This window comes from Nocardia amamiensis (genome assembly GCF_015477605.1).
GTDB lineage: Bacteria > Actinomycetota > Actinomycetes > Mycobacteriales > Mycobacteriaceae > Nocardia > Nocardia amamiensis_A.
Window position 1 is genome coordinate 1 of the sequence record NZ_JADLQX010000032.1, and the last position, 13,033, is coordinate 13,033.

Annotated in this window: 14 protein-coding genes; 9 read left to right on the plus strand and 5 right to left on the minus strand. The window is 69.2% G+C overall.

Going from position 1 to position 13,033, the window contains the following annotated elements; translation table 11 throughout:
* Positions 1-177: 177 nt before the first annotated feature.
* Both IU459_RS30185 and IU459_RS30190 read left to right on the plus strand, forming a co-directional pair.
* Entirely contained in the window at positions 178-1,314 is a 1,137-nt protein-coding gene (locus IU459_RS30185) for an Mrp/NBP35 family ATP-binding protein (RefSeq protein WP_195132998.1), read from the plus strand.
* A 115-nt stretch (positions 1,315-1,429) separates the two neighbouring features.
* Positions 1,430-2,131: a histone deacetylase gene (locus tag IU459_RS30190; protein WP_228838737.1), complete on the plus strand. Its 702-nt coding sequence runs from the start codon at positions 1,430-1,432 to the stop codon at positions 2,129-2,131.
* Between the two features lie 18 nt (positions 2,132-2,149).
* Here the strand turns inward: IU459_RS30190 and IU459_RS30195 are convergent, their stop codons facing one another.
* Positions 2,150-3,424 (minus strand): PucR family transcriptional regulator, encoded by a 1,275-nt coding sequence (locus IU459_RS30195; protein WP_195132999.1) that lies wholly within the window; start codon positions 3,422-3,424, stop codon positions 2,150-2,152.
* Positions 3,425-3,634: 210 nt separating this feature from the next.
* Here IU459_RS30195 and IU459_RS30200 point away from each other — a divergent pair, with 210 nt between their 5' ends.
* Complete coding sequence (locus IU459_RS30200) at positions 3,635-3,997, plus strand: hypothetical protein (RefSeq protein ID WP_195133000.1); 363 nt, start codon at positions 3,635-3,637, stop codon at positions 3,995-3,997.
* A gap of 50 nt (positions 3,998-4,047) precedes the next feature.
* Here IU459_RS30200 and IU459_RS30205 read toward each other — a convergent pair whose 3' ends face one another.
* Positions 4,048-4,998 carry an FAD-dependent oxidoreductase gene (locus IU459_RS30205; RefSeq protein WP_195133001.1) on the minus strand — a complete coding sequence of 317 codons (951 nt, stop codon included), beginning with the start codon at positions 4,996-4,998 and terminating at the stop codon, positions 4,048-4,050.
* 86 nt (positions 4,999-5,084) lie between these two features.
* On the minus strand, positions 5,085-5,420 hold the full coding sequence (locus IU459_RS30210) for a hypothetical protein (RefSeq protein WP_195133002.1): 336 nt from the start codon (positions 5,418-5,420) through the stop codon (positions 5,085-5,087).
* Between the two features lie 156 nt (positions 5,421-5,576).
* Here IU459_RS30210 and IU459_RS30215 point away from each other — a divergent pair, with 156 nt between their 5' ends.
* Positions 5,577-6,686 (plus strand): carboxylate-amine ligase, encoded by a 1,110-nt coding sequence (locus IU459_RS30215; protein ID WP_195133003.1) that lies wholly within the window; start codon positions 5,577-5,579, stop codon positions 6,684-6,686.
* 48 nt (positions 6,687-6,734) lie between these two features.
* Here the strand turns inward: IU459_RS30215 and IU459_RS30220 are convergent, their stop codons facing one another.
* Positions 6,735-7,475, minus strand: coding sequence for an anti-sigma factor (locus tag IU459_RS30220; protein ID WP_195133004.1), 741 nt, complete (start codon positions 7,473-7,475; stop codon positions 6,735-6,737).
* Between the two features lie 565 nt (positions 7,476-8,040).
* Between IU459_RS30220 and IU459_RS30225 the strand changes: the two genes are divergently transcribed.
* From IU459_RS30225 to IU459_RS30240, 4 genes are all read left to right on the plus strand, one after another.
* Positions 8,041-8,589: a TerD family protein gene (locus tag IU459_RS30225; RefSeq protein ID WP_195133005.1), complete on the plus strand. Its 549-nt coding sequence runs from the start codon at positions 8,041-8,043 to the stop codon at positions 8,587-8,589.
* A gap of 192 nt (positions 8,590-8,781) precedes the next feature.
* Positions 8,782-9,111, plus strand: coding sequence for a plasmid stabilization protein (locus tag IU459_RS30230; protein ID WP_195133006.1), 330 nt, complete (start codon positions 8,782-8,784; stop codon positions 9,109-9,111).
* Between the two features lie 183 nt (positions 9,112-9,294).
* The gene (locus IU459_RS30235; protein WP_195133007.1) at positions 9,295-9,690 is read left to right on the plus strand and encodes a hypothetical protein; all 396 of its coding nucleotides are present in this window, start codon (positions 9,295-9,297) and stop codon (positions 9,688-9,690) included.
* 252 nt (positions 9,691-9,942) lie between these two features.
* Positions 9,943-11,313 (plus strand): amidase, encoded by a 1,371-nt coding sequence (locus IU459_RS30240; protein WP_195133008.1) that lies wholly within the window; start codon positions 9,943-9,945, stop codon positions 11,311-11,313.
* Positions 11,314-11,362: 49 nt separating this feature from the next.
* On the opposite strand, the gene IU459_RS30245 is transcribed toward IU459_RS30240, so the two are convergent.
* Positions 11,363-12,226: an NAD(P)H-binding protein gene (locus IU459_RS30245; RefSeq protein ID WP_195133009.1), complete on the minus strand. Its 864-nt coding sequence runs from the start codon at positions 12,224-12,226 to the stop codon at positions 11,363-11,365.
* A gap of 87 nt (positions 12,227-12,313) precedes the next feature.
* On the opposite strand from IU459_RS30245, the gene IU459_RS30250 reads away from it, so the two are divergent.
* The gene (locus tag IU459_RS30250) at positions 12,314-13,024 is read left to right on the plus strand and encodes a TetR/AcrR family transcriptional regulator (protein WP_195133010.1); all 711 of its coding nucleotides are present in this window, start codon (positions 12,314-12,316) and stop codon (positions 13,022-13,024) included.
* Positions 13,025-13,033: the final 9 nt, after the last annotated feature.

Consider the following 13,033-nt stretch of genomic DNA (forward strand, 5'->3'; position numbering starts at 1 on the left):
GAAGGCAAAGGCATCCCCTTCACCACCTGGGCCGGTTGGTACCGCCTCGACGCCCACGAACGCTCCCTCGGCGAACCCGAAGGCCGCGAGCGCGTCAAGGTCGTCGAACGCGAAGACATGCTGCGCGTGAGCCTGCACTGACGCGACTCCGGCCCGGCTACGAAAGTTGGTCTACCCATGACGAATACGTCCGCGACAATGGAACGGATCCGTACCGCACTCGCCCGAGTCGAAGACCCGGAGATCCACCGTCCGATCACCGAACTGAACATGGTCTCCGGCATCGCCATCGACGAGGCGCGGCAGGTGACCGTCGAGATACTGCTCACGGTGTCCACCTGCCCCATGCGGGACAGAATTCTGCAAGACGTCCGCGCGGCCGTGCTCGCCCTGCCGGACATCGCCTCGGTCACCGTGGAGTTCGGGGTCATGTCCGGCGAGCAGCGCGCGGCGTTGGGCAAGCAGATCCGCGGCGACGACGAGATCCCCTTCGCCGAACCCGGCTCGCGTACCAGGGTGCTCTGCGTCGCCTCCGGCAAGGGGGGAGTCGGGAAGTCCAGTGTGACAGTCAATCTGGCGGTCGCGATGGCCCAGCGCGGTCTGCGGATCGGCATTCTCGACGCGGACATCCACGGCCATTCGATCCCCGCCATGCTGGGCTGCACCTCCGGCCCGACGCAGGTGGACCGCATGATGATGCCGCCAACCGCGTTGGGCGTGCGGCTGATGTCGGTCGGCATGTTCCTGGCCGGGAACGAACCCGTCGTCTGGCGTGGACCGATGCTGCATCGGGCGTTGCGGCAGTTTCTCGCGGACGTCTACTGGGGCGAGCTCGACGTGCTACTGGTCGACCTGCCGCCCGGCACCGGTGACATCGCGATCTCCCTGGCCCAGTTGTTGCCGACCGCGGAACTGCTCGTCGTCACCACGCCGCAGCAGACCGCGGCGCGCATCGCCGAGCGGGCGGGCGCGGTCGCCGCCAAGACCGGACAGCGCGTGATCGGCGTTATCGAGAACATGTCCTGGTACCAGGCTCCCAGCGGGGCGCGCATCTCCCTGTTCGGCTCCGGCGGTGGGGCCATGGTCAGCCGTGGACTCACCGAGATCCTCGGAACCGACTGCCCAGTGCTCGGCAGAATCCCGTTCGACCCCGATGTGTGCGCTACGGGTGATCGCGGGACTCCGATGGTGCTGGCCGAGCCCGGCTCGGCAGCGGCGAAGGCCTTCTTCGCTCTCGCGGACCTGCTCACCGCGCCTCGCGAGAGCATCATCGGGAAGCGGCTGATGGTGTCTCCAGTCGAGGAACCAGCGTGAGCGCCGAACTCTGCGCGCCACCACCTACCCGGCGGCACAACATCCGAGACCGCACCGACGAGCTCGGGGCGATCGCCGGTGTGCACGGTGTCGGGAAGCGCCCAGAATGGGTGTCATGACGGCGTGGCACACGGACATCGCCGCACCCGCGGCAGCAGATGCGGCCGGGCACGCCGATCGGCGCGCCCGGTATCCGGATCTGGTCTGGTACGCCGCCTACGGCTCGAACATGAGCCTGATCAGGCTGCGCACCTATCTGCGCGGCGGCAGTCCCGATGGCGGAGCACTCACCCTGCCCGGCTGCCGCGACCACGCCGATCCGCTGCGCTCGATTCCCCTGCTGCTCCCCGGCCTGCTGTATTTCGCCACCGAATCGCTGACCTGGACCGGCGGCCGCGCTTTCTACGACCCGGGCTGCCCCGGCGAGATCGCCGTGCACGCCCACCTGCTGACCGCCACCCAGTTCTCCGACATCGTGGCTCAGGAGATGTACCGCGCTCCCGGCATGGACCTCGACTTCAGCGACGTGATCGCTCGGGGCACCACCACTCTCGGTCCCGGCCGGTACGAGACGCTGGTCTGCGCGGGCACCTACGACCGTCACCCCGTGCTGACTTTTACCGCCCCCTGGCGCTATCGCGATGTTCCCGGCAACCCGCCCGCAGCCGCCTACTTGCGGTACCTGGCGGCGGGCCTGCGCGCCTCCCACGGCTGGTCCATTCGGACAACCGCGGGTTACCTCGCGACCCGGCCAGGTGCCGATCGCCGCTGGACACCGGATTCCGTCCACGCACTGCTCCAGGCGGACCATCGGTAGAGAAACCGCGACGTAGGTCTACGACGAGACGCCCGCCTGTCCAGGGCGGGCACCGACGGCAGGCGGCTCGGCTTCGGAATCGCGATAGCTGCGCGCGACGAGCGCCGCGCGCAGATACCACACCCCGGAGGCTTGGGCGGGGTCGAAACCGGTGAGCTGGCCGATGCGTTTGAGCCGGTAGTCGACGGTGTTGGTGTGGATGTGCAACGACCGTGCGGTGCGCTGGCGGTTCAGGTTGGTGCCGATATGGCGCTTCAGCGTCTCGAGGAGTTCGGGGTGCTCGTCGAGCGGATCGAGAAGTGTCCGCAGCGTTTCCAGTCCGGGGCCGGGACGGGTGAGCTGGTACTCCAGCGCCAGATCGTCGAAGCGGAACAGCCCGCGCGTCCAGCGCAGCCGCTGCACCATGTCGAGCAGTTCGTGCGCGCGATCGGCGGCCGTGGGCACCTCGACCGGCGTCGCGGCGATCACCGTCGCGACAACCGGGACCTGCGCGGCACCGCCGAGGCACTCCACCAGCTCGTCGAGGGCTTTGTCCTCCGGTGACGCGGACGGCAGGAGGATCGTGCCGCCGTCGACGCTCAGCAGCGACAGCACCGTGTCGCCGCAGCGGGTGGCGAGCTCCGATTGCACGCGGCGCAGCTTCCGCCGCGCCACCACCGCGCCGTCGAGTCGCGGATTTCTCTCCTCGGGATGTGCCGGGATGGCAACGGCGAGAACGGCATACGAATCGGCGATCGGAATGCCGCATTCGCGTGCCATGGTGAAGGTTGGGTGCCCGCCGAGCAACGCGGAGGCGAGCGTATGAGCGGCAGTGTGGTGTTCGCCGACCACGGCACGCAGCTCGGTGACGTAGGCGCGCGAGACGGTCGAGGTGATGGTGTCCAGGATTTCCAGCAGGCGACGGCTGATGTCCTTGAGGCTGTCGAAATCCGCGGCGGTCGCGTTGGCGACGATCAGGTCGAAGCCGAGCTTGAATCCCTCGTGCACCGCGTGATGGATGGTGTCGATCGGGATGCCCTCGCGCGCCCAGCCGGCCGCAGCGGTCCGCAGCAGCAGCGTCTTCTCGGGGATGTCGCCGCCGTCGAGCATGCTGACCGCCAGTTCCAGGCACAGGCGGGTGATGTTGGTGATGTCGCCGTTGAGCGCCTCGCCGGGTAGCGTCCGGCAGTGCGCGACGGTCTCGATGAAGTGGCCGACCATTTTGCGCGACAGATTCCGCACATCCCGCAGCGAAGAACTGGCCGGGCGGCCCGAGAGCGTCAAATCCGGACCTGCCGAATCGGTGATGGACATTGTGACTCCTTCCCTCCCCGATCGCGGAAAGTACCCCACGGTAACTTGACCGGTTCGGCCTTCCGAGAGGCGCGCCCCGGGTTGGGGATACCGCCCGAAATCGAGCCGCCCGCGCTTGTGAAGGCTCACAACACACATTCGCGCGGTCGAAATCTCCCGATCCCCGCCGTAACGTCGGTGCCGGCAGGGTCGTCGCGCGGAGGGAGGGCCATGACCACCGGCCCGCACAGAGAAGATCGGCATACCGCCGGGGCGCCTGCGCGCTTCGATCGCGGTCCCGACGCGCTGATCAAGATGGGTTTGGAACTGGCCCTCGTCCTGGTCGACGCCGCCGAGGCCGCGGGCAGCCTCGCACTCGGCAGGTTCGAGCACGCCGCCAGCCGATGCGCTCAGGCCGGTATCCCGATCGAAGCGGTGCACGCCGTCCTGCGCGACGGTGTCGACGCGGGCCTCGCCGTGCCCGCGACCGAGTCGCCGGAACGGCGAGCCCGGCGTGACCGGCTGGAGCCCAGCATGATCAGCGAATTCCTGGAAGCGCTGAATTCGGTGGTGGCGCGCAGCTACGCCAACTGACTTTCTCTCGTCTCGACTCGGCCCGAGTCGGAACTGCTGAGCAACACCGATCACAGTGCGGCGACCAGAGCCGCGCTCTCCAGTGCGCAGCCGTATCCGATGGTGATGCCGGAGCCGCCGTGGCCGTAGTTGTGGACAACGGGTATGCCCGGCAGCGCGACGGTGTCGAGTTCGAGGCGGACTTCGGCGCGGCCAGGCCGAAGTCCGACCAGGGTTTCCAACACCTGGCTCTCGGCGAGCGCGGGGGCCAGGTCGCGGCAACGCCGCAGGATCGATCGGGTGAGCTCGGGGTCGGGCGCGGTCTCCCACTCCCCTGGTTCCAGCGAACCGCCGAGAACGCAGTCGGCCGCCCGGGGATGGACGTAGGCGCGTCCGAGTGGATGGGCCTCGTCCCGGATCGACACCGAAAGCCCCGGGTTCGTCACCCGCACGATCTGGCCGCGGATAGGGTACGCATCCGGGTCGCCGACGAGTTCGGCGGCGCGCAGACCCGCGCAGTTGACCACGACGTCAGGCGACAGGTCGGCGAGGTCGGCGAGCCGGTGGACGGTGCGCCGCACGCGTCGTGCGCCTGCCGCGTCCACCTGAGCGCTCAGAAACGGCAGGTAGGTCGGCATCTCCACCAAGGGGACCGCGAAACGGAAGCCGAAGCCGTATCCGGGTGGCAGTTCGCCCGGGCCGGCGGCCCGGAACGAGCGCACCGACCGCGACCAGGCCGGAACCGCGGGTTCGTCCCGATAGAGCGCCGTCGACTCGCACATCCGCACGCCGGGCGCGCCCGCGGCGGCCAGCGCGGCCAAGTGTTCGAAAGTGGTGTCGCTCCATGCCCGGACCCGGTCGGCCGGGCCAGCCGCGGTGGGAAACCACACCGCGGCGGCCAGAAAGGAAGTGGTCGCGGTGATCGGCGTGGCGCTGACGATGATCACCTCATGCCGGCCTCGGAGCAGTTCCGCCGCGGTGGAAAGACCCGAAATGCCCGAGCCGAGGACGACGATCCGCATGCGAACGAGACTATCGAGCCCCGCCGCGGCGAGAGGTTTCCGCAGCACCGGCCGTGGGAGGCGGGCGCGATACGCGGCCGGAGATGTCAGTCCTCGTCATCGAGCGAGGTGACTCCGGTGGTCAGCGCAACCATCGGCCACTGCGGTCCGACGCAGGCGGCGGTGACAGTACTGCCCGCCGCGAAACCGCCGCGGCTCTCCCCGTTGCGCGCGACATCGGCCCGCAAACCGGCCTGTTCGCCCGAGCCGACCAGCGCGCAGGTCCAGCTCTCCGACGCCGGTTGGCTGTTCACGGCGATGGTGCCTTCTTCCTGGGTGTCCGCCGACAGCGTTGGTCCCGCGGCGGCGAGCCCGGCACCGGTCCCGGCGACCGCCACGGCGGAGCCGGCCGTCACGACGAGACGTAGAGCGATCCGAAACATGCGATATCTCCCTGATATTGGTGCAGCCCCCTGCCATCGGCAGTTTCCGGCTGGACGCCGTTCAAACCGATGTCGAGCCGGTCGCGGCGAGCGATCGCGGGGCAACTTCGCGCCGATCCACCGACTAGGCGGCCTGACCCGGGGTATGCCATCTACATGGACGATGGCCGCGCGACCGTCGGTGTGGAAGAGGAGTTCTTGCTGGTCGATCCGCGTACCGGTGCGCCGCTGGCACGCAACGTCGAGGTGGCGCGCACGGCCGAGGACATCGGCATCGACCTGCAACTCGAGCTGACTCGTTGCCAGGTGGAGGCCAGCACCGCGGTCCACACCGATATCGCCGAGCTGCACCGGCAGCTCCGGGAGCTACGGCGCGGTATCTCCTCGTGCGCCGAGCAGAACGACGCGCGCTTGCTGGCGGTGGGCATTCCGCCGACCGTGCCGCACGAATTCCCGGTCACGCAGACACCGCGCTATCAGCGCATCGAGGAGAACTTCGGCCTGCTCGCGCACGAGCAGGGACTGTCGGGGTGCCACGTGCACATCGGCATCCCCGATTGCGAGACCGCGATCCAGGTGAGCAATTATCTGCGGCCGTGGTTGCCGCAACTGCTGGCGATGACGGCGAACTCGGCGATCTACCGCGGCACCGAGACCGGATTCGCCAGCTGGCGCAGCATCCTGTGGCGACGCTGGCCCAGCGCCGGACCGCCGCCGTACTTCGAGTCCGCGCGCGACTACGAGGCCATGGTCGCGATGATGCTCAACAGCGGCAGCATCCTGGACAAGCAGATGGTCTACTGGGATGTCCGCCCGTCGGTCTCCTTCCCCACCGTCGAGATCCGGGTGAGCGACATACCCGCCACCGTCGAGGAGTCCGCGCTGTTGGCCGCGCTGGTGCGCGCGATCGTCGTCATGGCGCGCAAGTCCCTGGCCGACGGTCATGCCGCGCCCGCGGTGCCCGCCGAGATGCTGCGAGCGGCGTACTGGAAGGCGGCGCGTTCGGGACTGGTCGGAGACGGTGTCGACCCGCACGACGGCGAGGTGGCACCCGTCCGCACGCTGCTGCGCCGCCTGATCGACTACGCGGCCCCCGCGCTCGAGGAGGCGGGCGACCGCGAGTTCGTCGACGAGGCATTCGCCCGCCTGCTCGTCCGCGGCAACGGTGCGCTCCGGCAACTGACAGCGTTGCGGGAGCGCGGTGACGTCGACGACGTCGTCGAAGAGGTGGCTCGCGCGACCCTCGAAGGGTGTTACCAGCCATGAGTGCGGGTCGTGCGCGGGAATGCGACCCGGTACGGATCGGTGTGCTGCTCAGCTGAGAGCGACCGCCGCGAGGTGCGGTGACGTGGGGCGCGGCGACCCGCTCGCGGGTTCGATCGTGACAATGCAGACGTCTGCCGGATCGAACCGGGCCGAGACCCCCACCTGCGGCACCGTGGTCAGCACACCCACCGAGCGCACCGCACCCGCGGACGACATCACCCACAGCTGATAGGCCCGTCCGGGAGGCGGCGCGGGCACCGCGTCGAATGTCACCGCGACGGCATGGAGCCGGTCCGACGTGCTCACCGTGAGGCTGCCCCCGACCGTGAGCCCGACCACGCGAGACCGCGAATCCGGTTGCCGCAGAACCTGTTCGGCCGTGACCGGCGCGGGACGATGTCCGGCCATCCGCTCGGCGACCACCACGGCTCCCGCACCGGCACCGATGATCACGGCGACGGCGACGGCCAGCCGAGCCGCCCGAGGCAGGCCGCTGGACACCGATCGGGCACCGTGCCGCCCGGATCGCGTGTTCCGGCGCGAATCGTCGATCGCTCGGAGGATCTTCGACTCCAGCGTCGGCGGCGGATTCACCGCGTCGGCGGCACTCAGTGCCGCCAATGTCTCGCGCACCCGGTGCACTGTGGCGGCGAATGCCGCAGCGGTCTCGGACTCGGTCTTCGCCACCCGGTTTTCGATATGCCGGCGCTCGATCTCGGCTACCGCGTCCATCGCGTACGGGTAGGCCAGGTCGAGCAGGTCAGTGTGAGACTGCGCGGTCTCGGTCATGACCAGCCACCTACGGACAGATCGACCCGGCGTTGTTCGACCGCGGACCGGATACGCGCCCGGGCGTGCGACGCGACGGCAACCGTACCGACGGCGCGAACCGGATGCCGGCCGAGCATCCGGCCCCGGAGAAGAACATCCGCGGCCGCCGGTCGAACCTGCGTCGGCCGCGAAGCCGATTCGGCGGTCCAATGACCGATGCTCCGCACGGACCGGGCGGGCGCACCGTAGTCCTTCGCGCCGACCGAACTTGCCGGTCGCACCTTTGCGGCTACCTCGCGAACCCGGTGCGCCGGTGACGACGAACCGCGGGCGCGGCGTCTCCCGCCATGGCGTCGGCTCTCCTGCTGTATGCCAACCCGCATGCCTTCACTTCGCGGCGCACCGCCTTGTGGATTGGATTCCTCCCGATATTCGCGCTATTTCAGGTAGGCTGCTGCGCCGATCATGCGTCACTGTCCGGCGTGCAGGTGAGCGTCGCGGGCTTCAGCGGCCCGTACGTCCGCTCCTACGCCGGCTCACGAAGATCCCTGCGACCCGGTCGCCGATGCAGAGGGGAACACTGATGTCCACGAGGCCGCGCGACGAGCGCGACACCCGGCTCGACCACGTCACCATGGCGCTCGGCTGGGACCCGGCCACGCCCTCGCGCTGGTTCAACCGACGGAAGGACATCGATCTCAACGCCGCCGCGCTGCTGTTCGCCGCGGACCGGCTCGTCGACGTCGTCTATCACGAGCGAATCAGCTCCACCGACGGCTCGGTACGGCTGCACGGCGACAGCATCACCGGTGAGGGCGACGGCGACGACGAGGTCATCACCGTCGACCTCACCCGGATTCCCTCCGAGATCACGACAGTGCTTTTCCTCGTCACCTGCTACACCGGACAGACCTTCGAGCAGATCGACAATGCCTACTGCCGGGTGATCGACAGCGTGGCCGGTACGCAGATCGCCCGCTACGACCTGACCGGCGGCGGCGACCACACCGGCTTGGTGCTGGGCAGAGTCCGGCGCACCGACGGTGTCTGGCACTTCGACACCGTCGGCAAGGGTGTGCGGGCGCGGCATCCGGTCGAGGCGGTGCCGCTGCTCGGCGATTACGTCGGCTAGCGCGAGCACGGCTGCGGCCCAACGCTTTCGCCGGGCGGTACTGCGTCATCGTGGACCCGCGGGTCGTCCGGCTCCGCATCTCGTGTCGCAGGGAAGCTTCGGGCCGCCACCGCCACAGCGTCGGAAACGCAGGCGCCGATACGTCCGATTGGAATACCTGCACCCGGGTAGTCGCCATGCAGGAGGTGTGACATGCCCAAAGAATGGACGGCGAAGGAAGAGCGACAGTACGAGCACGTCAAGGACTCGGCGAAGGGCCGGGGCGCGGGCACGAAGCGCGCGAAGGAGATCGCCGCACGCACGGTGAACAAGAACCGGGCGCAGGAAGGGAAGACCAAGACCGCGAGCCGGACTTCGACCCGCGACAAGTCCCCGCAGCAGCGCGGCGGTCAGCGTTCCGGGCGCAGCGGGCCCAAGGGCCCGACCAGGGACCAGCTGTACAACGAGGCGAAGAAACGCAATATCAAGGGCCGCTCCACGATGACCAAGGGTCAGCTGGAGAAGGCGCTCGGCCGCGATTGAGACCGCCCGTGCGGCAGAGGGGTCGCATGCGACGAACTCCGGCTCGCCCGAATGGAGATGCGACAGAAAGACAACCAGTTCAGCCGGGGGCGGGACCGCCGTCGGCTGGCTACTGCAGTGTTGCCGGTAGTTGCCGCTGCGGCGCTCGGGGCACTGGTGATCAGGGATAGGAGATGAGAGAGGATGAGCGGCAGCCGATCGCCCACCGGGGCGCACGGCGATGGCGCCGCGGCGCTGCGACATGCCCGCGACACCGCCCGGAAGGAACTCGACAAGGCGGTCGAAGAACTCGGTCACAAGCTCGACGACGCCCCGTGGAGCAAGGGAAAGGCGCGCGAGGCCGTCGAGTCGACACAGCACGCGGTGTCCGAAGCTGCGCACGCGGTCTCGGACAAAGCCGAGCAAGCCAAGACAAGCGCCGCGGATCTCGCCCACCGGATTGCGGCAGCGACGCCCGCACCGCGGCTCGCGCGCGGCAGGCACGCTGCCGGAAAGTTGCGCCCGCCGCCGGTATCAGCCGTCCTTATCGCGGCAGGCGTCGCGATACTCGTGTGGCGGATCCTGCGGTCGCGGCGATGAAGGCGGTCTACAGCCACTCGGCCTGCTGATCGTCGGACTCGTGGCGAACGAGAATCACTTGCCAATGCTCGGGCTTCCGCCGCGAATTCATGTGTAAAACGGCCCCCGCGCCCGTTCCCGGCCGCGGGAAGGGCGCGTGTGGTCGTTGTCGCCGTTTTCGGTCGACCATTACCGTGGACCGCGATGTAATCGGGGGAGCCGCCATTCGGTGGCGGCGCCGGTCACCGGTGCGGATGGATCGAGGAGAGTGCGATGGGATGGGCTGGCGCGTCGGCGATCGAGATAGCTTCCGCGGTCCGGATCGGCGGCGTGTCCCCGCTCGAGGTGGTCGACGCGCATCTGTCCCGGATCGCGGCAATCGACCACCGGATCAACGCTTTCCGTATCGTCCGGGTCGATGAGGTCCGCGCGGAAGCCCGCGCCTTGGCCACCCGCGACGACTTCCGGGATCTCCCATTGGCCGGGGTTCCGGTCGCGGTCAAGGATAATCTCGACCTCGCCGGATGCGTGACCGGCAACGGATCCCGCGCGACGCGCCAGACCCCGGCCGAAGCCGACAGTGAACTGGTTCGCCGGCTACGCGCGGCCGGGGCCCTCCTGATCGGCAAGACCAACGTGCCGGAACTGTGCCAGTGGCCGGTCACCGAAAGCGCCGCGCACGGCAGCACCCGCAACCCGTGGCAGCTCGAGCACACTCCAGGTGGGTCGACCGGCGGCGGCGCCGCAGCCGTCAGTAGCGGAATGGCCGCGCTCGCAATCGGTTCCGATGGCGGAGGGTCGATCCGGATACCGTCGTCCTGCTGTGGACTGATCGGCCTGAAACCCGGCGACGACGTAGTCCCACGTCCCCCGGAACTGGGCACGAACTGGCTTGGGATCTCCACCTTCGGACCACTCGCCACCACCGTCGCCGACGCCGCGCTGCTACTCGACGTACTCGCCGCCGTCGACGAATACCGGGACCCCGCACCACCAACGTATCCGCTGCGAATCGGCATGACCGTGCAGCCACCGGTCCTCGGAGCGTCCGTGGCGCCCCCGGTCCGCACCGTGCTGCACGCCGCGGCGGAAGCGCTGCGCGCAGCGGGCCACACCGTCACCGAAGCACCGCCGCCCTGGCGTCCGCAGGACACCCTCGGATTCCTCGCACGCTACTTCGCCGGTGTCGCCGAAGACACCACCGATCTGAGCTGGGAGCTACTCGAACCGCTCACCCGCAAGGTGGCGCGCACCGGACGGCTGATCACCCGACTGCGCCGTGTCCCCGACGCTCCTCCGCCCCGGCAGTCCGCACGATTCGCGGCCTGGTTCACCGAATACGATCTCCTGCTGACCCCCACCCTGGCGACTCCTCCGGTCCCGATCGGCGCCTTCGCCGGACAAGGGCTTGTGCAAACCGTGCTCCACGTGCCGCGATTCATTCCCTTCACACCGCCGTTCAATACCGTCCGCTATCCGGCGATGTCCATCCCCGCCGGCCACTCGGACGATGGACTACCCATCGGCATCCAGCTCGCCGCGGCACCGGGCGGCGAATCCACGCTTCTCGGCGTCGCCGCGCAACTGGAAGAGATACGTCCCTGGCCACGCCACGCCTCCCTCGACCATGCGGCACCCCAATAGCCGCGAACGCCGCACGGCCGTGAACAAGTGACCCCTATCCGGCTCGACGTCACCGAAGGGGTGTGAGCGTCGCCTGCAGGGTGTCCGCCAAAGGCACGGGCGGCCTGCCGAGCAAGCGCGCGAGAGTGGCGTCGGTCGACGCGAAATGACCAAGCCGGCTCGCGGCGAACAGGCCGAGGAAAAGGTCGGCCGCCGACTCCGGCAGGCCGCGGGCGAGCAGGCTCGCGCGATACTCGGCCTCGGTGACGACGACCCGGCGGATCGGACGCCCCGTGAGCCGCGCGCCGATCGCCGCGACGCCCGTCATGTCGATTGCCTCGGAGCCGGTGAGCGCGGGAGTCATGCCGTCGAGCTCGTCCTCGGTGAGCGCAAGCGCCGCCACTTCGGCGAGGTCCGCGTGCGCGGTCCACGCGACCGGCCCGTCCTCCGGCGCGATCAGCTCCCCGGTACGCACGGCCGCTTCCAGCAGCATGGCCGCCGACGCGGCGTAGAAGCCGTTGCGCAGCGCGGTGAAGGCAACGCCGCAGTCCCGCAACGCAGCCTCGGTGACGGCATGGTCCGGCATCGGCGGGAATGGAGAAGACCGATTCGCGCCCATGTGGCTGGTGTAGACGACGCGCTCGGCCCCGACGGCTACCGCTGCCTCGATGGCCGCGCGGTGATGGCGCACCGCTGCTGCGCCCGTGCTGTCGGTCGACACCACGAGGATTTTCGACGCGCCCTCGAAGGCGTGCGCGAGGCCGGTGGGGTCGGCGAAATCGCCACGGCGGACCCGCACACCCCGTTCTTCCAGATGGCGCGCCCTTTCCGGGTCGCGCACGCTGACGCCGATCTGCGCTGCGGGGACGCGCTCGAGCAGGTGCTCGGTGACTGCCCTGCCGAGCTTCCCGTTGGCTCCGGTGACGATGATCATGGCGACCTCCTGGCGTTTCCAGTGATAACAATTGGACAGTATCACTGCAAACAATCGTCGATAACAGTTTTCGTTATCATTGGAATCATGGACGGCAGTGAGGGTGCATCCGCCGAGGCACACCGCGAGCGCATCGTCGAGGCGGCGGCCCGGCTGCTGAGCGAAGGCGGACCGGACGCGGTCTCGACGCGCGCCGTGAGCGCTGCGGCGGGAGTCCAGCCGCCCACCATCTATCGGCTGTTCGGCGACAAACAGGGCCTGCTCGACGCCGTTGTCACCCACGGCTTCACCGCCTACTTGGCCAGCAAGTCCACCCTCGAACCCGCCGTGGATCCGGTGGATGATCTCCGCGCCGGATGGGATCTGCACGTCGGACTCGGCCTGGCCAACCCGGCGCTGTACGCGCTGATGTACAGCAGGCCCCGCCCGGAAGGAGCCGCACCGGCCGCGCGCGCCGCCTTCGAGGTGCTCGCCGAGCGCATCCGGCGCATCGCCGCCGCCGGCCGGCTACGTGTGCCCGAGGATCGCGCCGCTGCCTTGATCCACGCGGCCGGGTCCGGGACGACACTCACCTTGATCGCCACCCCCGAGGCCGCCCGTGATCCGGAACTGTCCCGAACCGCCCGCGAGGCGATCATCGCCGCGATCACCACGGACGCCCCCGCCGCCGCGACCCGCGGACCCGTCGCCGCCGCCGTCACGCTCCGCGCGGTGTTGCCGCAGACCGACGCCTTGACCGACCCCGAACGTGGCCTCATGCGGGAATGGCTCGACCGAATCGCCAACGCGGGCAGCTGATCGCGGCGA